Source organism: Bacillus sp. EU52 (assembly GCF_037964975.1).
Classification (GTDB): Bacteria; Bacillota; Bacilli; order Bacillales; family Bacillaceae; genus Bacillus; species Bacillus subtilis.
Genome location: NZ_CP150177.1, coordinates 3887355 through 3907176, shown reverse-complemented (window position 1 = coordinate 3907176; position 19822 = coordinate 3887355). Strand labels below are relative to the sequence as shown.

Sequence of the window (19822 nt, the reverse complement as noted above, 5' to 3'; positions counted from 1 at the left end):
ATTCGGTGATTTCAGATGATATGATAAAACCAATCATACGTTTGAAAAAGGAGAAAACCATGACGGTGAATGACGCGGTTGTATTCATTTTGGCTGCCTTTTTACTATGGGGAGCGGCGGATTATTGTTTGGGAAACAGATGGGGGCTAGGCGAGCGGTTTGCGGACGGCTTTAAGGCTATGGGGCCGCTGGCGCTGTCCATGATCGGAATTGTGTCGCTGGCGCCCGTGCTGGCAGCAATCCTGATTCCCATTGTTGCTCCGTTTTACACAGCGATTGGCGCGGATCCTTCTTCCTTTGCGAACACCATTTTGGCGATTGATATGGGAGGATATGCGCTGGCTGGAGAAATGGCGAAAGATCCGCAGGCCGGGCTGTTTTCATGGGTGTTTTTAGGAACAATGATGGGGCCGGCAATCGTCTTCACGATTCCCGTCGCTCTTGGCATCATCGAAAAAGAGGATCATCCGTATTTTGCGAAAGGCATATTAATCGGGCTGTGCACAGTGCCAATCGGTTGCTTAATCGGCGGATTATGCGCAGGCTTTGACATCGGCATGATAGGTAAAAATCTTCTGATCCCGAGTCTGTTATCTGCTGTGATCGCTTTTGGGTTATGGCGATACACCGACAATATGATTCAGTTGTTTCATCTCTTTGGGAAAGCGGTCAGTGTGGTTGCGATTATCGGGCTTGCAGCTGTTTCTGTCGAAGCGATGACCGGCATTGTGCTGATTCCGGGAATGGAGAATGTCGAGACAGGGATACAAACGACAGGGACCATCGCCATTGCCTTGGCAGGGGCGTTTCCAATGACGGCTTTTATTACAAAAACCTTTAAAAAACCGCTTCAGGCCCTGGGGAAACACCTTCATTTAGATGAGACAGCAACAGCAGGCTTAGTGACCTCTTTGGCGCATCATATCCCAATGTTGGCTTCATTAAAGGATATGACGCCGAGAGGAAAGGTCATCAATGTCGCGTTTGCGGTCAGCGGCGCCTTTGTACTCGGCAGCCATCTCGGTTTTGTAGCTGGAATGAAAAAAGAAATGGCGGCGGCCATGATCATTGGGAAATTAGCAGGCGGAGTCACAGCTGCCGCAGCGGCTGCTTGGATGACACCTGCACAATCAGCTAAACAGCAAAAACGTATCTCAGCCAGCCATAGCTGAGGCAGAAGCTGTTTCAACTTTGTCCAATCGGGAATGTTACAGTAAAGATTTCTGTGAAAGAGGGTTGGACACATGGCGGTGAAAGACCGGTACATGTCAAAAATAAAACAGGAAACCAAGCCTTGGATCAAGCGATTCGGGAGGCTTGGTTATTTTACATTCGGCGGCGTTTTTATTCTGCTTGGGGTTTTGGCCTTTATGACGGCTGCCGGGGCAGGCCGCGCGAAAGATTCGAGCGGAGCGCTCCAAACGCTATCACGCATGCCGTATGGGTCACTATTGCTTTTTTTAATAGGTATTGGCCTTATCGGCTATGTGATCTGGATGGTGTTAAGCGCGATCAAGGACACGGAGGGGCACGGAAATAGCAGGCGAGGCTTGTCACGGAGAATAGGAAACTTTTTCAGTGCCGCCGTTTACACATCCATCGCTTGGAATGCCTTGCGATTTGTGTTTGGCCAAGGGGACGGCGGCACTTCAGAACAGACGTGGTCCGCTTATGTATTGGCGCAGCCATTCGGCCAATGGCTCACAGGGCTTACGGGTGCGGGTTTTATCGTATTTGCGATTGTTCAATTTATGAAAGGTGTTCGGGCTGCTTTTATGAAAGAATTTGATACGTCAAAAATGAACAAACAAATGATATGCATCACGAAAAACACCGGACGCGCAGGCAATATCGCCCGGGCCATTATTTTCTCTGCTATCGGCTATTTTCTCATCAAGGCAGCCATGACCGCTGATCCCGACGACACAAGAGGCTTTGACGGTGCGCTCGCCGAACTCGCGCAGCAGCCGCATGGCAAATTGATTCTGTCTATATTGGCATTAGGCCTGATCCTATATGGAATGTACGCCATTATGAAAGGCATTTATCAGCATATGACCTGGGAGAAGTAAGCTCTGGGCAGGTCCGCGCCCAGAGCGTTTTTCAGTTTCTTAGAAATCAGGTGGATGAAAGCCGGCGCCAGCCTGTATAATAAAAGCAAATCAAAAGCAGTTTTATCAGGACTGATCCACAGGGAGGTGCAGAATGGATCGGGAAAAACAGCAATTAAGCATAGAAGCGGCAAGGCTTTACTATCAGTCTGACTACAGTCAGCAGCAAATTGCTGAGCAGCTCAACATTTCAAGGCCAACCGTTTCCCGGCTGCTGCAATATGCAAAGGAAAAAGGGTATGTCCAGATTCGCGTCATGGACCCTTTTGAGGATTTGGATGCGCTCGGTTCCATACTTGAAGAGAAATACGGGCTCCTTGAGGCGCATGTTGTGTTTTCCCCGACACCCGATTATGCAGGAATTACACATGACCTAAGCCGCTATGGTGCAGAATATATGCATGAAACGGTAAAAGACGGCGACATTGTCGGCGTCAGCTGGGGAACCACCATGTATCAAATCGCGCAAAACATGCAGCCGAAGCAGGTAAAAGGCGTCGAGGTCGTCCAGCTGAAAGGCGGCATCAGCCATTCCCGGGTAAACACGTATTCGGCTGAAACGATTCAGCTGTTTGCAGAGGCTTTTCAAACGATGCCGCGCTATCTCCCGCTTCCCGTCGTGTTTGATAATGCGGATGTGAAGCGAATGGTGGAGGAAGACCGTCATATTGAGCGGATCATCGAGATGGGAAAGCAGGCGAATATCGCTCTCTTCACGGTGGGGACTGTCCGTGACGAAGCGCTGTTGTTCCGGCTCGGATATTTTAACGAAGAAGAGAAAGCCCTGCTGAAAAAACAGGCCGTAGGGGATATTTGTTCACGCTTTTTTGATGCGAAAGGGAATATTTGCAGCAGCGCCATCAATGACCGGACCATCGGTGTTGAGCTTGAAGACCTCAGGCTGAAGGAACGCTCCATTTTAGTTGCCGGCGGAAGCAGAAAAGTATCTTCCATTCACGGAGCATTAACCGGAAAATATGCCAACGTTTTAATCATTGACCAGCATACCGCGAGGGCGCTTGTTAATGATTTGTGACACGTTCAAACCTTTCGTTGAACAAAATTTCAATTACCAATTTACATATGTTCAAAAGTCGGTTATGCTAAAAAATATCTTAACAAAAAAGGAAGTGTGCGAAGGATGTCATTAGCCAACATAATTGATCATACAGCTTTGAAACCGCATACACAAAAAGCGGACATTCTAAAACTAATTGAAGAAGCGAAAACATACAAATTTGCTTCAGTATGTGTCAATCCGACATGGGTGGAGCTTGCTGCAAAAGAGCTTAAGGGAACTGGAGTCGACGTTTGTACGGTCATCGGCTTCCCGCTCGGTGCCAATACAACTGAAACAAAAGCGTTCGAGACAAAAGACGCGATTTCAAAAGGCGCCACTGAAGTGGATATGGTCATTAATATTGCCGCTTTAAAAGACAAGGAAGACGATGTGGTGGAAGCTGATATCCGCGGTGTAGTGGAAGCTGCAGCCGGAAAAGCGCTTGTCAAAGTCATTATCGAAACGTGCCTTCTGACTGATGAAGAAAAAGAACGTGCATGCCGTTTAGCGGTGTCTGCGGGAGCGGATTTCGTAAAAACATCAACAGGCTTTTCTACAGGCGGCGCAACGAAGGAAGATATCGCCTTAATGCGCAAAACAGTAGGACCTGATATCGGCGTGAAAGCATCTGGCGGCGTCAGAACGAAAGAAGATGTAGACACAATGGTTGAGGCTGGAGCAAGCCGAATTGGCGCCAGCGCAGGCGTTTCTATCGTAAAAGGAGAAAATGCATCAGACGGAGACAACTATTAAGAGCTGACGGAAGGCAGACTGCTTTCCGTTTTCTGAGGAAACAGTGATTGTAAGCGAATACAAATAAAGGAGAAACACATATGAAGTATTTGATTGGGATTATCGGTTTAATCGTGTTTTTAGGCCTCGCGTGGATCGCGAGCAGCGGCAAAAAAAGAATTAAGATCCGCCCAATTGTTGTTATGCTCATTTTGCAATTTATTCTTGGCTACATTCTCCTCAATACCGGGATAGGGAATTTCCTCGTAGGAGGATTTGCAAAAGGTTTCGGTTACCTGCTTGAATACGCGGCAGAGGGAATTAACTTTGTGTTTGGCGGCTTGGTGAATGCGGACCAAACGACATTCTTTATGAATGTTCTCTTGCCGATCGTGTTTATTTCTGCTCTGATCGGGATTCTGCAAAAGTGGAAAGTCCTCCCGTTTATCATTAGATATATCGGCCTTGCCCTCAGCAAGGTAAACGGTATGGGAAGATTGGAATCGTATAACGCAGTGGCTTCTGCGATTTTAGGGCAGTCAGAAGTATTTATCTCCTTGAAGAAAGAACTCGGTCTTTTAAATCAGCAGCGCTTGTACACGCTTTGCGCATCTGCGATGTCAACTGTATCAATGTCGATTGTCGGCGCGTATATGACAATGCTGAAACCGGAATATGTTGTAACAGCGCTGGTCTTGAACTTATTTGGCGGTTTCATAATTGCTTCTATTATTAATCCGTACGAGGTTGCAAAAGAAGAGGATATGCTTCGTGTTGAGGAAGAAGAAAAACAATCCTTCTTCGAAGTGCTCGGAGAATACATCCTTGACGGTTTCAAAGTAGCGGTTGTCGTCGCTGCGATGCTGCTTGGATTTGTCGCGATTATTGCCTTGATCAATGGCATTTTTAATGCAGTATTCGGTATTTCGTTCCAAGGCATTCTTGGATATGTGTTTGCTCCATTCGCTTTTCTTGTCGGTATCCCATGGAATGAAGCTGTTAATGCGGGAAGCATTATGGCAACAAAAATGGTATCGAATGAATTTGTCGCCATGACGTCGCTTACGCAAAACGGTTTCCATTTCAGCGGCCGTACAACAGCGATCGTATCGGTATTCCTTGTGTCATTTGCGAACTTCTCCTCAATCGGAATCATTGCCGGTGCCGTAAAAGGACTGAATGAAAAGCAAGGAAATGTCGTCGCTCGTTTCGGCTTGAAATTATTATACGGTGCTACGCTTGTCAGCTTTTTATCAGCAGCAATTGTGGGCTTGATTTACTGAACTTAATCGAAAAGGATCGGTGACCAAACATGAGAATGGTAGATATCATCATCAAAAAACAAAACGGAAAAGAACTCACCACTGAAGAAATTCAATTTTTCGTGAACGGCTATACAGACGGAAGCATTCCTGATTATCAGGCAAGCGCGCTTGCTATGGCGATTTTCTTCCAGGATATGAGTGACCGTGAACGCGCGGACTTGACGATGGCTATGGTGAACTCCGGTGAAACGATTGATCTTTCTGCCATTGAAGGAATTAAAGTGGATAAACACTCCACCGGCGGCGTCGGCGACACGACAACACTCGTTCTCGCTCCGCTTGTTGCGGCTCTTGACGTACCGGTTGCCAAAATGTCCGGCCGCGGCCTCGGCCATACGGGCGGCACGATTGATAAGTTAGAGGCAATCGACGGCTTCCACGTGGAACTGACGAAGGATGAATTTATTAAACTTGTGAACCGCGACAAGGTTGCGGTCATCGGCCAAAGCGGCAATTTAACGCCGGCTGATAAAAAACTGTACGCGCTTCGTGATGTAACGGGAACGGTCAATTCCATTCCGCTCATTGCAAGCTCGATTATGAGCAAAAAAATCGCTGCCGGGGCGGACGCCATCGTGCTTGACGTAAAAACGGGAGCGGGCGCCTTCATGAAAACAGAAGAAGACGCAGCTGAACTTGCCAAAGCGATGGTACGCATCGGAAATAACGTCGGCCGTCAAACAATGGCTGTCATTTCAGACATGTCCCAGCCGCTCGGCTTTGCGATCGGAAATGCGCTTGAAGTCAAAGAAGCGATCGACACGCTCAAAGGCGAGGGACCCGAGGATCTTCATGAGCTTGTCTTAACGCTCGGCAGCCAGATGGTTGTGCTTGCGAAAAAAGCCGATACATTGGACGAAGCGAGAGCGAAGCTGGAAGAAGTCATGAAAAACGGCAAAGCACTTGAGAAATTCAAGGATTTCCTGAAAAACCAAGGCGGCGACAGCTCAATTGTTGACGATCCGTCTAAGCTTCCGCAAGCCGCATATCAAATTGATGTGCCTGCCAAAGAAGCGGGTGTCGTCTCTGAAATCGTTGCGGACGAAATCGGCGTCGCGGCGATGCTGTTAGGTGCCGGTCGCGCCACAAAAGAAGATGAGATCGATTTAGCCGTCGGCATCATGCTCCACAAAAAGGTCGGCGACAAAGTAGAAAAAGGCGAACCGCTCGTGACGCTTTACGCCAACCGCGAAAACGTCGATGAAGTCATCGCAAAAGTCTATGACAACATCCGCCTCGCCGCGGAAGCGAAGGCGCCGAAGCTGATTCATACGTTGATTACTGAATAAAAAATAAAGCACATCCCATCCTGAGCGGGGTGTGCTTTTTTAATTACAGGATGTGATCGGCCGGATATTCCTCTTGGCTGATTTTTTTCGCTTTTGAAACATTTCTTTTGAAATGGTAGATCAGATAGCAAAGGATGATACAAGGAACTCCACAGAAAAGTGCGATTCTTTGATTGGGATCAAAAGCAAGACCAATACAAGAAGCTGAGCATAATAAAAGAGCGGCTATAGGCATAAGAGGGTAAAGCGGCGTGCGAAATGTCAGATCTTTTACATTCCCCCCTTTTTTCAGAAATCTCTTTCGAAACAAGAGTTGGGACAAGGCAATGCTCATCCAGACCACGACTCCTGCAAATCCAGCAATTGCGACCATCACCACATAGACAGTTCCAGGGGCCACGATACTGGAAACGAGAGATAAACAAGATACAGCCATACTGATCATTAAGGCATTTAAAGGAATGCCTTTAGAGGTCACTTTCTTAAAACGGGAGCTGATCATGTTTTCATTTGCTAACGACCACATCATACGGGTCGAAGCATATAAGCCTGAGTTGGCGACAGACAGCAAGGCTGTTAATATCACGAAATTCATAATATCAGCAGCGTAAGGGATTCCGATCTCCGCAAATACGGCTACAAAAGGGCTTTCAATCACGCCTGCGTCCTTCCACGAAATCAATCCGGATAATATGAAGACAGCGCCAATGAAAAAAATCACGGTTCTCCATGCGACATTACGGATGGATCGCGGTATATCCTTTTGAGGATTTGCTGATTCTCCTGCTGTAACGCCGATTAACTCTGTACCGGAAAAGGCGAAGCTCACAGATATCATCGCGATAAAAACGGCAAGAAAGCCATTCGGAAACAGCCCGCCATGGTCCGTGAAGTTTGACAACATAGGAGCATCCGCCGTTCCGTTTAAAGAGATCAGGCCAAACATGGCGGCTCCTCCTAGAATGATAAATAAAATAATGGTGACAATCTTTACGCTGGAAAACCAAAATTCAGTTTCCGCAAATAACTTAACTGAAAATGCGTTGCATATAAAAAGAAGGGCTGCAAAAATCGCACTCCACATCCATACACTGCTGTCAGGGAACCAGCGCTGCATGAGAATACCGGATGCGGTAAACTCAGAGCCTACCGTCACCACCCAATTGATCCAGTACATGATGCCGACCATAAAACCGGTAGATGGACCGATAAATGTTGTAGCATATTTTTGAAAAGAGCCGGTCACCGGCATGGCAACCGACAATTCGCCGAGACATTGCATGACGAGGTACATCATCAACCCGCCGATTACATAAGCGAGTATCGTACCGCCGGGTCCGGCTTGATGTAGCGTATAGCCTGTACTGAGGAAAAGTCCTGTGCCTATGACGCCTCCCAATGAGATCATAAATAGGTGCCTGCTTTTCATTGTGCGTTTTAGCTGTTGGCTGCTGTTCTCCTGAAGATTCACTATCTCGCCCTCCTTTTAGCTGCCATTCCTTAGGCAGATGAGTTCTTATACCCAAAATACAACCTGCCAGAAGATCACTTGAATGGGGAGAGTTTCATTCCTTTTAATGCGTGTAACAGAACATGAGCTGCAGCTCTGCTTGTCATATCTCGAAAATCGAGGGTAGGATCGACTTCAACAATTTCAATCCCGGCAATATTGGGCTGTTGTGCGATGTACTTGACTGCTTCAAGCAATTCGTCTGTATAGAGGCCGCCCGGGCCAATCGCTGGACAGCCGGGTGCATGGGACTGGTCTAAGACATCCATGTCAACAGATATAAAAATGAAATCTGTTCTATCTTGAACAACAGGCAAAATCTCTTTTATCGTTGGGATTAGTCCTTTTTCGCGGATCATGTCCATCGTGTGAATGTTCACGCTATGTTTTTTTGCATATGCTTCATAGGCCTGGCTGTTGCTGAATTCTCTGATACCCAGCTGGATCAAATGTTGACCTTCAATGATCTCTTCATCCAAAAGGCGGCGGAAGGGGGTACCGTTTGTCGGCCCCCCGTCCTCCGTATTGCGAACATCGTGATGGGCATCAAATTGAATCACTGCTGTCGTTCCTTTTGTTTGTGCTATCGCTTTTATTGTGGAGTAGCTGATAGAGTTATCTCCCCCAAGTATGAGCGGCACCCAATCCGGATGGTCCGAAAGCAGAGCGTGCATGGTTTGGAAAATGTGATGATGTGACTTTACGATATCAGTGACATGAATATCGATATCCCCCAGATCATATAGAAGCTCTGATACGACATGCTCTCCAAGCTCAGCAGAATAGGCTGATGAATGTTTCAGAGCCTGGCGTATTGTTCCGGGTGCAAAGGAAGCGCCTGAATGACTGATGGAGGATTTTGATAGGGGGACACCTATCAACGCCGGTCCCTTAATGTCCTGGCCGTCCCATGTTGCGATCAGGTCGCTCATTTTTGTGACATCCCGGTCTTTAAACGAAGATCCGGCCTCTCTGAGAAAAGGGTACTTATCCAAGAATGGCTCCCTCCCTGTTGACAACAATTGTTCCGTTTTTCATGACTTGATGTACATGATTGACCCCGTAGTGATACGGAATATACATATAGTTCGAGGCTTGCCAAATGACTAGATCAGCTGAGCGGCCGACTTTGAGCTGACCGGCTTCCTCTCCTTTCCCTATGGCGTATGCGGCATTGACTGTGACCGCATGCCAAATTTCTTCTGCAGTCATTTTCAGATGAAGCGCGGCAATGGACATGATCAGCTGGATATTTTCAGTCGGCGAGCTGCCAGGATTAAAATCCGTTGCCAAGCTGACACCTACACCTTCATCAATCATAGCTCTAGCCTTGGCGTATGTGCTTTTGCCAAGATAAAATGTCGTGCCCGGCAAGAGGACGGCGATCGTTCCTGCCTCAGCCAATTTCTTTATGCCTTCGTCCGATGCACCTACCAAATGGTCGGCTGAGACGGCCTTTAGCTCACCTGCTAATTCAGCGCCTCCAAGCGGATCGATTTCATCTGCGTGTATTTTTAATCCGAAGCCTGCCTCAGCTGCTTTTTGTAAATAACGGCGGGATTGGCTGACTGTAAAAACGCCTGTTTCTGTAAAAATATCAGCAAAGCTGGCGAGCTCCTGCTCTTTGATTTCCGGCAAAAGGGAAAGCATTTGATCCAGAAATTCATCTGGATCGTTTTGATATTCGGGAGGAATCGCATGGGCTCCCATAAATGTGGAAACAAGGTCAACAGGCTGGCTTTCATGCAGTTTCTTTGCGACACGCAACTGTTTGAGCTCTGTCTCTTTTTCCAAGCCGTAGCCGCTTTTCACTTCTGCTGTGGTTGAGCCGTAGGACAGCATTCTTTGCAGATGAAAATGGGCTTTTTGCAGCAGCTCTTCTTCTGAAGCCGCCCTGGTATCCTTGACTGTAGACAGAATCCCGCCGCCCTGCGCCAGAATATCCAAATATGAAATGCCCTGAAGCTTAAGGTTCATCTCCTTTTCACGAGATCCGCCAAATACAAGATGGGTGTGCGGATCAACGAGGCCGGGCGTTACAAGGCGTCCCGAACAGTCAATGATTTCGTCTGCCTCGTAACCGGCTTCAGCCCCTTTTTGTCCGGCGAACACAATTTTCTGTTCATGGATGCCGACAACAGCGTCTTCGATCACATGAAGATCCTGCATGCTTTTGCCTGCCCGCGGACCGCTGCTTTCCATCGTCAAAAGCTGACCGATGTTGATGAGAATCGTATCAATTTGCTTTGGCATGTCATCACTCCTTTATTTTTGCATCGGCACGATAATGTCCTGTTCCTTCGCTACTTCAACGGCACGTTCATAACCCGCATCCGCATGACGGATAATGCCCATTCCTGGGTCGCTCGTTAAGACCCGCGCGAGCCGCTCGTCAGCCAGCTCACTTCCATCGGCCACTGCAACCATGCCGGCATGCAGGGAATAGCCCATTCCGACGCCGCCGCCATGGTGGAAAGAAACCCAGCTTGCACCCGCCGCCGTGTTGACAAGCGCATTTAGCACAGCCCAGTCACCAACAGCGTCACTTCCGTCCTTCATCGCTTCTGTCTCCCGGTTTGGAGAGGCGACAGACCCGCAGTCCAAATGATCTCTCCCAATAACGACAGGCGCTTTTAGCTCCCCGCTTCTAACCAGCTCGTTAATGGCGAGGCCCATCTTTTTTCGTTCTCCATATCCAAGCCAGCAAATACGGGACGGCAAGCCTTGGAAGGTGACTTTTTCCTGTGCCATATCAATCCAGCGGTGAAGGGCTTTATTTGTCGGGAACAGCTCTTTTAATAACGCATCCGTACGGTAAATATCTGCCGGATCTCCGGAAAGCGCCGCCCAACGGAACGGCCCTTTTCCTTCACAGAATAAAGGGCGGATGTAGGCAGGGACAAACCCCGGAAAATCGAAGGCATTCTCCAGCCCTTCATCCTTTGCGACTTGCCGGATATTGTTGCCGTAGTCAAATACAATAGAGCCCTTTTGCTGAAAGGCCAGCATGGCTTCGACATGTTTTTTCATGCTTTGCTTCGCAAGGCGCACGTAAAGCTCTGGATTGTCTTGACGCAAACGGTCAGCTTCATCAAGGGAATAGCCCTCGGGAACATAACCGATTAAAGGGTCATGGGCAGATGTCTGATCTGTCACAATATCAATTTTGACGCCTCGGTTCAAAATTGTGTGATGCATCTCAGCTGCGTTTCCGAGAAGTGCAATGGACAAAGGTTTTCCTGCCAGCTTTGCCTCTTCAGCCCAAGCTAAGGCTTCCTCAATCGATGCTGTTTTTCGATCGCAGTATTTTGTTTCGATCCGCTTGTCGATGCGTTTCTCGTCAACCTCGACAGCAATGACGACGCCTTCATTCATCGTGACAGACAGCGGCTGTGCGCCTCCCATTCCGCCGAGACCCGCTGTCAGCGTCAACGTTCCTTTTAAGCTGCCTCCGAAGTGCTGTCGCGCCAACTCAGCGAAGGTTTCATAGGTTCCTTGCAATATGCCTTGTGAGCCAATGTAAATCCAGCTTCCAGCCGTCATCTGTCCGTACATCATTAACCCTTTTTTCTCAAGTTCGTGGAAATGCTCCCAGTCTGCCCACTTCGGAACAAGAACAGAATTTGCTAGGAGCACGCGCGGGGCCTGCGGGTGTGTACGGAACATGCCAACGGGCTTTCCGGATTGCACGAGCAATGTTTCATCATTTTTTAATGTTTTCAAGGAATGCTCAATGGCGTGAAAAGCGTCCCAATCCCGTGCGGCTTTGCCAATCCCGCCATATACGATGAGGTCCTCCGGCTTCTCGGCGACTTCTGGATCAAGGTTGTTTCGAAGCATCCGAAGCACTGCCTCTTGCTCCCATCCTAAGCATTCAAGCTCTGTTCCTCTGTTGGCACGGATTGATTTTTTTACATCAGTCATATGTTCATCCCCCTTAGTTCTTTATTCTGATGGTCAGGTATTAAAGATTCTTTCTTCAGCCAGTCAGTCAAGCGTTCAATGTCATAGGAAAAAACACGATCCTGCTGAATGGACGGCACGACTTTTCTCATTTCTTGAAAAAGCTGTTTCGTATAGGACGCTGCATGTTCTATGCCTCTGTATTCAACAGCCTGCAATGCGCAAATCGCTTCGATCGCAATGACTCTCCTTGTATTTGCGATCACATGATAAGCATGCCGAGCGGCGATGGTTCCCATGCTGACATGGTCCTCTTGGTTGGCGGATGACGGAATGGAATCCACACTTGCAGGATGGGCCAGTGTTTTATTTTCAGAAACGAGTGAGGCCGCGGCGTACTGCATGATCATTGCACCGGATTGCAGACCGGGATGAGGGCTCAGGAACGGCGGCAGGTCATTCAGCTGCGGATTCACAAGTCGCTCGATCCGGCGCTCTGCGATATTCGCAAGCTCTGAAATTGCGATTTTCAGAAAATCCATGGCAAAGGCGATCGGCTGTCCATGAAAGTTTCCGCCGGAAATCACTTTGTCACCATCATTGAAAATGAGTGGATTGTCTGTAGCTGCGTTCATTTCAATCTCTAATTTTTCTTTGACATAGCCTAGTGTCTGCCAAGTCGCACCGTGTACTTGCGGAATACAGCGCAATGAATAGGCATCCTGAACCCGCAGTTCTCCCTGGGAGGTTGTCAGGCCGCTGTCAGATAGATAAAAGCGAATTCGTTCTGCGACATCGATCTGCTCCTGATAGCCGCGGGCTGAGTGAATATCCTCGTCAAATGCATCTATAATTCCCCGCAAACCCTCAATCGTTAAGCTGGCAATGCGTTCTGTTTGATAGGCTAGTTTCTCAGCTTCGATGTAGGCGACCGCCCCCATTGCAGTCATGGCCTGAGTCCCGTTAATCAAGGCAAGCCCTTCCTTGGATGTCAGCGTTACCGGTTGAATACCTGCTTTTTTCAATCCTGCCATTGCCGGCATTCTTTCCCCCTCAAAAAAGACTTCTCCTTGTCCGATCAGCGCAAGCGCCAGGTGGGAAAGCGGCGCCAGATCTCCGCTTGCGCCAAGTGATCCTTGCTGAGGGATGACAGGATGGACGCGTTTATTTAAAAAAGCAAGCAACTGCTCGATCAGCTCAGCGCGTACACCGGAAAAGCCTTTTAACAGCGCATTGGCGCGCAAAAGCAGCATTGCCCTGGAAACACACTCAGGAAAAGGGTCGCCGACTCCGCAGGCATGAGAAAGGATTAAATTCAGCTGCAGCGCCGCCGAGTCTTCTTTCTGAATCAGGACATCGCTGAATTTGCCAAATCCGGTGTTGATGCCGTAGATTGTCTTTTCGTCGCGTACAATCCGTTCCACTGCTGCTCTGCTTTTTTTCACGCGCTCCATACTTTCCTCAGAAGCCGCTGCCTCCTCAAAATCAAACAGCACACGAGCGACGTCGGCTGTTGTCAATGAAGAACCGTCTAAAGTCACCATAAGCCCAACTCCTTTTTCTTTACTTTGGTAAAGCGCCCATACAAAAAGGAGCTATGCTGTGAACTTCTGTTTTCACGCATAGCCCCCTATCGTCTAAGATCTATGGGCTGTTTCATATGTGATTAATTCCAACACCGAATGTCTCGTGCTCAAGACCTTTAATCGGCGCCCCGATTGTTCCGTAAAGCGAGACAGCAATCCAATCGCCTTCCGCTTCACTTTCATAAGGATTTCCCCTCAAAACGGCAAACCTCAAGCCCACCGTCCTAAGCAGCGATCCCAGCAGCATTTCACCTCTGGTCACGCCATGCAAAGCTTCCATCGTCGCATGATAAAGCGCATGTGACTCCCGATAACCCTCAGATTGAATGACACCGCTCTTTTTGGAAGCGGTTTCAATTGCGGCTACTACTTTATGCGCGTCCATTGATCCTACCTTGCCAAGACAGACCTTCCATCCGTCTCGCTCCAGCTCCTCAACCTGCGTACTTTCTTCCGCCTCATTCAGCAGCAGGAGAACAGACAGCCGGCCGATCCGACGCTCTTTGTGCAGTGTCATATGAATCACTCAATTCCTAAAAATTCTGATAACTATTAACTGAGTATTATATTAATTGGTTCAGCAGCAGAAGTCAAAAGGTTTTTTACAGTCTTTAACAAGTTAGATTGCTATTGTAATAGCGTGACACAGAAAGCAGCACATTGCACACGAATACCCAGACAGAAGTGCAAGCGGCCGCTGTCATATTGCTGACAATGAGAGGTAAAATGCCAAAAAGAGGCGAAGTTGCCGGAGAAAAGTCGACGACTTTACAAGACCGGACAAAGCGTTCATTACGTACGCAAATGAAGAAACAGAAGTAATTGAAGAAGGAGAAACGGCAAAAGGGTTGAACTATGAAAAGAGGATATGCAAGCAGCAGTTCTGTGCCAAACAGACATCAGTCTGACAATGTAAGAGAACAGTGAGAAATCACCTATCTGTTTGAATATGAAAACATTCGGCTGTTTTAATAGGCCGGTGTTTCTTCATAGAGAAATGTAAGCGCTTAAAAATTTAATAAAAAAGAGAGGCGAATTGTTTAGATGTTCAACCGATTGTTTCATGTATGTTTTCTTGCAGCTCTTATCATGGTCTTCACCCTGCCAAACTCCGCCAATGCACAAAAACCCGTATTTAAAGAAGTCAGCGTTCATGATCCTTCCATCATTGAAACAAATGGCACCTTTTATGTTTTTGGATCTCATCTCGCTTCAGCAAAAACAAATGACCTCATGCAATGGCAGCAGCTGACCACCAGCGTAAGCAACGACAACCCACTTATCCCGAATGTCTATAAAGAATTAAAAGAAACCTTCGAATGGGCGCAATCCGATACTCTTTGGGCGGCTGACGTCACGCAGCTGGCGGACGGCAAATACTACATGTACTACAACGCCTGCCGCGGCGACTCACCAAGATCCGTCATGGGTGTTGCCGTTGCTGACAACATCGAAGGCCCATACAAAAACAAAGGCATCTTTTTGAAATCAGGAATGGAAGGCACAAGCAGCGATGGAACACCGTATGACGCAACCAAACACCCGAATGTCGTCGACCCGCATACCTTCTTTGATAAAGACGGCAAGCTGTGGATGGTGTACGGATCATACTCAGGCGGTATTTTCATACTTGAAATGAATCCGAAAACGGGCTTCCCGCTTCCTGGACAGGGATACGGGAAAAAACTGCTCGGCGGCAACCACAGCAGAATCGAAGGCCCGTATGTTCTCTACAATCCAGACACCCAATACTACTACTTATACCTATCATATGGCGGTCTCGATGCAACAGGCGGCTACAACATCCGTGTGGCCCGCTCCAAGAAACCGGACGGCCCTTACTATGATGCAGAAGGCAATCCAATGCTCGACGTCCGCGGCAAGGAAGGCACATTCTTCGACGACCGTTCCATCGAACCATACGGCGTCAAACTCATGGGCAGCTACACTTTTGAAACAGAAAATGAAAAAGGCACCGGGTACGTCTCACCAGGCCACAACTCCGCATACTATGATGAAAAAACCGGGCGTTCCTATTTAATCTTCCACACCCGCTTCCCGGGCAGGGGTGAAGAACACGAAGTCAGAGTCCACCAATTGTTCATGAACAAAGACGGCTGGCCGGTAGCAGCACCATATCGTTACGCAGGCGAAAAATTGAAAGAAGTAAAACAAAAAGACATCACAGGAACATACAAACTTATCCAGCACGGAAAAGACATCTCAGCCGACATCAAACAAACCATCAACATCCAGCTCAACAAAAACCACACCATTTCCGGGGAAATGACCGGAACATGGAAGAAAACCGGAAAAAATAAAGCTGACATCACGTTAGCGGGCAAGAAGTATAACGGGGTATTTTTACGCCAGTGGGATTCGGTGAGAGAGAAGAACGTCATGACGTTTAGTGTGTTGAATGGCAGCGGTGAGGCTGTTTGGGGATCTAAATAAGATGGAGAAGCGCCTTCTAGGGAAGGCGTTTTTTTATGATTATTATTGACTAAAAGTAACAGTTAAGCACGAGGGTGAATGTAAATGATAGTGAGATTGAAGACCTGAATTAAAAGTCCCTGTTGTGATTATTCACCCTCTTGCGAAATTGTAAAAAACGTATTTTTAGCAAATTAGAACTGGTATAACTCCCCTCAAGACAATCCTTTTTACCTATTTATCCAATATGACCCATCATGTAATATGAAAATAGTCTGTATTGTAAAGAATTGACACAGTTTGATAGAAACACGAGGTGTTGCGGCATGCATAGTGAAATGTTGTTACATTCGGTAAAAGCCGACTTACATGAAAAGCAGGAACAGATCCATCAATTAAAACGAGTGCTGCACGAAATCAGGCAAATCAAACACGAATTCTCCGAGGCCCAGCATCTCATTCACCGGCCTCATCTTAACCGGGAGGCATGGAGAGGAACACATGCTCAGCGGTTTGAAGATATTCGTGAAGGAATGAACAAAGCATATCAGCAAATCAAAAGCGATCAAGTCAGCGGAATCATCGAAAGCATTCAAGGCAAAATCCACTCATTAGAGAGCGATGTGTATTCCATCAGGCACCAGATCACGAAGATAGAGCATGAAATAGAGAAGGAAAAACATAAAAAGTGAGGTGAGCACAAATGGCACAGGAAATTAAAATGGTGTATGGCACAGTGAAGCAAGGGCTTTCTCAGCTCAAGAATTCAGCTGAACTCAAGTCCTCCTTACCCGGCCATCTCTCAGGCAGAAACCATTTGAATGTTGTGAAGTCCATCGAGCAATTAAATAAGGACATCAAAGAGCTCACTGAAGCATATGCGTCTGTTCTGGCCAAGCATATCGCACAAACGGAAAGCGCGGTAAACGCCATGAAGGAAACGGACGAAAACATATCATCTTCCATGAAATAAAGCGCGGGAGGACAAGGGATTGAAAACATTAGATGTCCACGCTCTTCACGAGGGCATTCAGCATACGATTGAGAAACTGGACAAGCAAAAACAACAGCTGGAGAAGCTGGAAAAAAGCGTTGAGCATCTGGCAGGCATGAAGGATGCGCTGAAAGGAAAAGGCGGAGATGCCATCCGGACCTTTTACGAGGAGTGCCACAAGCCTTTTCTCCTTTTCTTTGGCATGTTTATCGACGAATACAAAAAAGTGCTGAAACAAACACAGCATGCGATTTCCTCTGTAGAATCTGACTCCCACGGCATGATCGCAGAGGCTTTTCTCTCACACGATGCGAGACATGGGGTCAAGCATGCACGAGAAGTGACAGAGCAGCTCACTGACGCAGTCAATCGCCAAACATCAGCCATCGATCACATCGTCAGCCTGCCGACAGTCAATGATTCCTTTTTTCGGATGGAAACAGAACAGGCTGAGCGGCTGATTTCAGACACCCTGAATAAGCTCTTTCAATTTGACGGCCAGCAAACCCAAGCACTAGAAGCCGCAAAATCAGATTTTCAAACGATGAAAAAATACATTGATCAGCTCGAAACCATGTACACCGGCCCGAAAATTGAAATCACAGGCTACAAAAGCGGCTCCATCCTGAAATCACAGGAAGAAGAAAACATCAACCAAACCTTCGGCGCGATTAACCCGCAAATGAAGCAGGCGGATGATTCACCGATGGAGATGATGCTGAAGAAATTAGCCGAGAATGAAAAGTCTAAAGTGGATTCAGTTGTCAAAACGGGTGATTCTAAAAAGGTAAGTAAAAATATCATCGTTATCAATGGTAAAGTGTATAATACGAGTGAACATAGAGAACATATAAAAACTGATTTCTCAAATGCAGAGGTTAAGCAAGTCGTTTATAATGATACACTTTACAATGTATACATATCTGGTAATGACATGAAGCTTGAACCTGTCGTCTCGCTTTCGGACATTAAAGTGGATGAGAATGGATATGTGAAAATTTTAGAGACGGCTGTAGAACTTACCGGCGTGTATGATCTATTTAAAGCAGCCACGGGCAGAGATCCGGTATCAGGCGAAAAAGTCACAGGGAAGGACCGTGTTGTTGCCTCCATAAACTCAGTACCATTTGCCAAAATAGCTAAGTTAGAAAAGTTAATAGATATTAATAAACTTATTAATAATGGGAAAAAGGCTAAGAAGGCTTCGGAAGTTAAAAACGTTGCTAAGGATAAAGGGAAAATTGCGAATGATGTAAGTGGATCTGCTAATAAAATTAATTCTGATTTAATAAAAAAGTATGCTAGAGATATAGAACAACGCACAGGTAGAGAATTACCTAAAAATCAAATAGATAAATTAAAGGAAGCATTAAGAAATAAAGAATATAAAAAAATGTCACCAATAGAGACTGCAAAACACAGGACTAAATTTGATAAAGTAAAAAATAAAGTTATAAAAGAATGGGAAGAAAACACTGGACAAAAATGGCCTGTTTATAAGGAAAATGTTGTATCTGAAAAAACAGGTAAAATTATTAGAAAAAAAGGGGATAAGTATGATGCTCACCATATAATTGAAAATACTTTTGGCGGAGAACATGAATGGTGGAATATGCATCCAGCAAAATTTCCTAACGAGCATCAAGCTGGGATTCATGGTACAGGCTCACCAGCAAATGAATTATTTAAAGGAGGCAAAAAAAAATGAGTTATAATTTTATAAAATCAAACAAAGAAAATGATTTTTATCCAGTGAATCAAAGTGAGATTGAAGAGGTTGAAAAAAATTTAAACTTAAAATTACCTAGTGAATTAGTGAATTTTTATTTAGAAGTTGGCTATGGGTTTATTAAAGGATCAGAGTTTAATACTAATCGCATTTTGGATCCATATTCTGTAAGAGACTTTCGATTGAGGATAAATGACTTTGAATTTTATCCTGACATAGAAATATATGATGAGTTTGAGAATGATAAATTAATATTTTTTGAAGGTAGTGAATCGGCATTAATGTCAATTGAATTAAATGATAATAATAAAAATCCGATTTACTATTATGATATTCAAATTGCAACTTCTCTTACCGAGTTCTTAAGAAAAATAGAAGAGAATGATCAGTATTATCTTGATTTATTAGATGATGAATGATTTTAACATTATCCCGTTACCTCTCCCTTAAAGGAGCAAGATGACATGTTATTGATCAATAAACAGAAGGACCCTGTTTTTCAATTTTTGGCTGGAACATTCCATCAAGATATTGAAACTCCTGATGACGCTATACAAGAGTTATTAACAGAGGAAAGTAAGGAATATTTGGAGAATGCTATTGTCTTTTTAACGGATTTTATTGAAAGTGAGCATTCAGACAATAAGAAAAACGATTACATTCAATCTTGCGCAGATGGCGTGTATTTTCCTGCGTTTAATTTAGAACCAATAGATTGGCTAAAGAATGTAATAGTACAGATAAAGAAGTCTTTAAAAAAAAATTTAAACGGTAACGATTTAAAACCTTGATTGGAAAAAAATCCTTTCAAGGTTTTTAATTACAATAATTTTTTATTGAAGTTAATATTAAGTTCAAATCTTTATGATTACTTTTGTTCTAGAAATGATAGTCAACACCAAAAATGAAAGCGTTGACATCCGATAAATCTAGTGCTAAAGTATACCTACAAACAAATAAAACGACCCGTCAGGATTGTTACTGTGAAAGCAGGCAAAACCTAAATGGTGCAGGTGCAGGAGGAGACTCTCGCAATCTGTGTCATTTAGGTTTTTTTTATTCTCTTTTAGGAGGTGATGCAGCATTTGATACAAAAAAAGCTGGTGAAAGGCGGCCACCTTTCTTCCAGCAGTCCCCCCATAAAAAGGAG

At 45.9% G+C, this 19822-nt stretch carries 19 protein-coding genes; 13 read left to right on the top strand and 6 right to left on the bottom strand.

The genetic code is table 11. The features are described from left to right. Nucleotides 1–59 precede the first annotated feature (59 nt). From eutH to NSU05_RS20025, 6 genes are all read left to right on the top strand, one after another. Nucleotides 60–1172, top strand: coding sequence for an ethanolamine utilization protein EutH (gene eutH, locus NSU05_RS20050; RefSeq protein WP_038429904.1), 1113 nt, complete (start codon nucleotides 60–62; stop codon nucleotides 1170–1172). Nucleotides 1173–1244: 72 nt separating this feature from the next. After that, on the top strand, nucleotides 1245–2072 hold the full coding sequence (locus NSU05_RS20045; protein ID WP_038429902.1) for a DUF1206 domain-containing protein: 828 nt from the start codon (nucleotides 1245–1247) through the stop codon (nucleotides 2070–2072). A gap of 133 nt (nucleotides 2073–2205) precedes the next feature. Next, nucleotides 2206–3147, top strand: a complete 942-nt coding sequence (gene deoR / locus NSU05_RS20040; RefSeq protein ID WP_015250869.1) for a DNA-binding transcriptional repressor DeoR — start codon at nucleotides 2206–2208, stop codon at nucleotides 3145–3147. A gap of 105 nt (nucleotides 3148–3252) precedes the next feature. Next, nucleotides 3253–3924, top strand: a complete 672-nt coding sequence (gene deoC / locus NSU05_RS20035; protein ID WP_038428061.1) for a deoxyribose-phosphate aldolase — start codon at nucleotides 3253–3255, stop codon at nucleotides 3922–3924. Nucleotides 3925–4004: 80 nt separating this feature from the next. Then, nucleotides 4005–5186 carry a nucleoside permease NupC gene (gene nupC / locus NSU05_RS20030; protein ID WP_038429901.1) on the top strand — a complete coding sequence of 394 codons (1182 nt, stop codon included), beginning with the start codon at nucleotides 4005–4007 and terminating at the stop codon, nucleotides 5184–5186. Nucleotides 5187–5215: 29 nt separating this feature from the next. Further along, nucleotides 5216–6517, top strand: a complete 1302-nt coding sequence (locus NSU05_RS20025; RefSeq protein WP_038429900.1) for a pyrimidine-nucleoside phosphorylase — start codon at nucleotides 5216–5218, stop codon at nucleotides 6515–6517. Nucleotides 6518–6560: 43 nt separating this feature from the next. Here the strand turns inward: NSU05_RS20025 and NSU05_RS20020 are convergent, their stop codons facing one another. From NSU05_RS20020 to hutP, 6 genes are all read right to left on the bottom strand, one after another. Continuing rightward, a complete protein-coding gene (locus tag NSU05_RS20020) occupies nucleotides 6561–7988 on the bottom strand; it encodes an amino acid permease (protein ID WP_038429899.1) in 1428 nt (475 codons plus the stop codon). Nucleotides 7989–8062: 74 nt separating this feature from the next. Next, the gene (hutG, locus tag NSU05_RS20015; protein WP_003227136.1) at nucleotides 8063–9022 is read right to left on the bottom strand and encodes a formimidoylglutamase; all 960 of its coding nucleotides are present in this window, start codon (nucleotides 9020–9022) and stop codon (nucleotides 8063–8065) included. Then, entirely contained in the window at nucleotides 9015–10280 is a 1266-nt protein-coding gene (gene hutI, locus NSU05_RS20010) for an imidazolonepropionase (protein WP_038429898.1), read from the bottom strand. Before hutI ends, hutG begins: the two co-directional genes overlap by 8 nt. Nucleotides 10281–10292: 12 nt before the next feature. Beyond that, nucleotides 10293–11951 (bottom strand): urocanate hydratase, encoded by a 1659-nt coding sequence (hutU, locus tag NSU05_RS20005; RefSeq protein ID WP_038429896.1) that lies wholly within the window; start codon nucleotides 11949–11951, stop codon nucleotides 10293–10295. Beyond that, a complete protein-coding gene (gene hutH, locus NSU05_RS20000; protein ID WP_038429895.1) occupies nucleotides 11948–13474 on the bottom strand; it encodes a histidine ammonia-lyase in 1527 nt (508 codons plus the stop codon). Before hutH ends, hutU begins: the two co-directional genes overlap by 4 nt. 112 nt (nucleotides 13475–13586) lie before the next feature. Then, nucleotides 13587–14033: a hut operon transcriptional regulator HutP gene (hutP, locus tag NSU05_RS19995; protein ID WP_003243875.1), complete on the bottom strand. Its 447-nt coding sequence runs from the start codon at nucleotides 14031–14033 to the stop codon at nucleotides 13587–13589. 143 nt (nucleotides 14034–14176) lie between these two features. Here hutP and NSU05_RS19990 point away from each other — a divergent pair, with 143 nt between their 5' ends. The 7 genes from NSU05_RS19990 to NSU05_RS19960 all read left to right on the top strand — a co-directional run bounded on the left by NSU05_RS19990 (nucleotide 14177) and on the right by NSU05_RS19960 (nucleotide 19463). Then, a complete protein-coding gene (locus NSU05_RS19990; RefSeq protein WP_021481008.1) occupies nucleotides 14177–14338 on the top strand; it encodes a hypothetical protein in 162 nt (53 codons plus the stop codon). A gap of 222 nt (nucleotides 14339–14560) precedes the next feature. Beyond that, nucleotides 14561–15970: an arabinan endo-1,5-alpha-L-arabinosidase AbnB gene (gene abnB, locus NSU05_RS19985; protein ID WP_038429894.1), complete on the top strand. Its 1410-nt coding sequence runs from the start codon at nucleotides 14561–14563 to the stop codon at nucleotides 15968–15970. A 305-nt stretch (nucleotides 15971–16275) separates the two neighbouring features. Next, nucleotides 16276–16641 (top strand): DUF5082 family protein, encoded by a 366-nt coding sequence (locus tag NSU05_RS19980; protein ID WP_038429892.1) that lies wholly within the window; start codon nucleotides 16276–16278, stop codon nucleotides 16639–16641. A gap of 11 nt (nucleotides 16642–16652) precedes the next feature. Then, nucleotides 16653–16922, top strand: a complete 270-nt coding sequence (locus NSU05_RS19975) for a YwqI/YxiC family protein (RefSeq protein ID WP_003218942.1) — start codon at nucleotides 16653–16655, stop codon at nucleotides 16920–16922. Nucleotides 16923–16941: 19 nt separating this feature from the next. After that, entirely contained in the window at nucleotides 16942–18651 is a 1710-nt protein-coding gene (gene yxiD / locus NSU05_RS19970) for an LXG family T7SS effector ribonuclease toxin YxiD (RefSeq protein WP_038429891.1), read from the top strand. After that, the gene (yxxD, locus tag NSU05_RS19965) at nucleotides 18648–19091 is read left to right on the top strand and encodes a type II toxin-antitoxin system antitoxin YxxD (protein ID WP_003244256.1); all 444 of its coding nucleotides are present in this window, start codon (nucleotides 18648–18650) and stop codon (nucleotides 19089–19091) included. Before yxiD ends, yxxD begins: the two co-directional genes overlap by 4 nt. A 45-nt stretch (nucleotides 19092–19136) precedes the next feature. Beyond that, nucleotides 19137–19463, top strand: coding sequence for a contact-dependent growth inhibition system immunity protein (locus NSU05_RS19960; protein WP_038429890.1), 327 nt, complete (start codon nucleotides 19137–19139; stop codon nucleotides 19461–19463). Nucleotides 19464–19822 lie beyond the last annotated feature (359 nt).

Bases quoted from the DNA above. Each gene is read 5' to 3' on its own strand.
- eutH (WP_038429904.1), top strand. From the start codon at position 60: ATGACGGTGAATGACGCGGTTGTATTCATTTTGGCTGCCTTTTTACTA.
- NSU05_RS20045 (WP_038429902.1), top strand. From the start codon at position 1,245: ATGGCGGTGAAAGACCGGTACATGTCAAAAATAAAACAGGAAACCAAG.
- deoR (WP_015250869.1), top strand. From the start codon at position 2,206: ATGGATCGGGAAAAACAGCAATTAAGCATAGAAGCGGCAAGGCTTTAC.
- deoC (WP_038428061.1), top strand. From the start codon at position 3,253: ATGTCATTAGCCAACATAATTGATCATACAGCTTTGAAACCGCATACA.
- nupC (WP_038429901.1), top strand. From the start codon at position 4,005: ATGAAGTATTTGATTGGGATTATCGGTTTAATCGTGTTTTTAGGCCTC.
- NSU05_RS20025 (WP_038429900.1), top strand. From the start codon at position 5,216: ATGAGAATGGTAGATATCATCATCAAAAAACAAAACGGAAAAGAACTC.
- hutI (WP_038429898.1), bottom strand. From the start codon at position 10,280: ATGCCAAAGCAAATTGATACGATTCTCATCAACATCGGTCAGCTTTTG.
- hutU (WP_038429896.1), bottom strand. From the start codon at position 11,951: ATGACTGATGTAAAAAAATCAATCCGTGCCAACAGAGGAACAGAGCTT.
- hutH (WP_038429895.1), bottom strand. From the start codon at position 13,474: ATGGTGACTTTAGACGGTTCTTCATTGACAACAGCCGACGTCGCTCGT.
- hutP (WP_003243875.1), bottom strand. From the start codon at position 14,033: ATGACACTGCACAAAGAGCGTCGGATCGGCCGGCTGTCTGTTCTCCTG.
- abnB (WP_038429894.1), top strand. From the start codon at position 14,561: ATGTTCAACCGATTGTTTCATGTATGTTTTCTTGCAGCTCTTATCATG.
- NSU05_RS19980 (WP_038429892.1), top strand. From the start codon at position 16,276: ATGCATAGTGAAATGTTGTTACATTCGGTAAAAGCCGACTTACATGAA.
- NSU05_RS19975 (WP_003218942.1), top strand. From the start codon at position 16,653: ATGGCACAGGAAATTAAAATGGTGTATGGCACAGTGAAGCAAGGGCTT.
- yxxD (WP_003244256.1), top strand. From the start codon at position 18,648: ATGAGTTATAATTTTATAAAATCAAACAAAGAAAATGATTTTTATCCA.
- NSU05_RS19960 (WP_038429890.1), top strand. From the start codon at position 19,137: ATGTTATTGATCAATAAACAGAAGGACCCTGTTTTTCAATTTTTGGCT.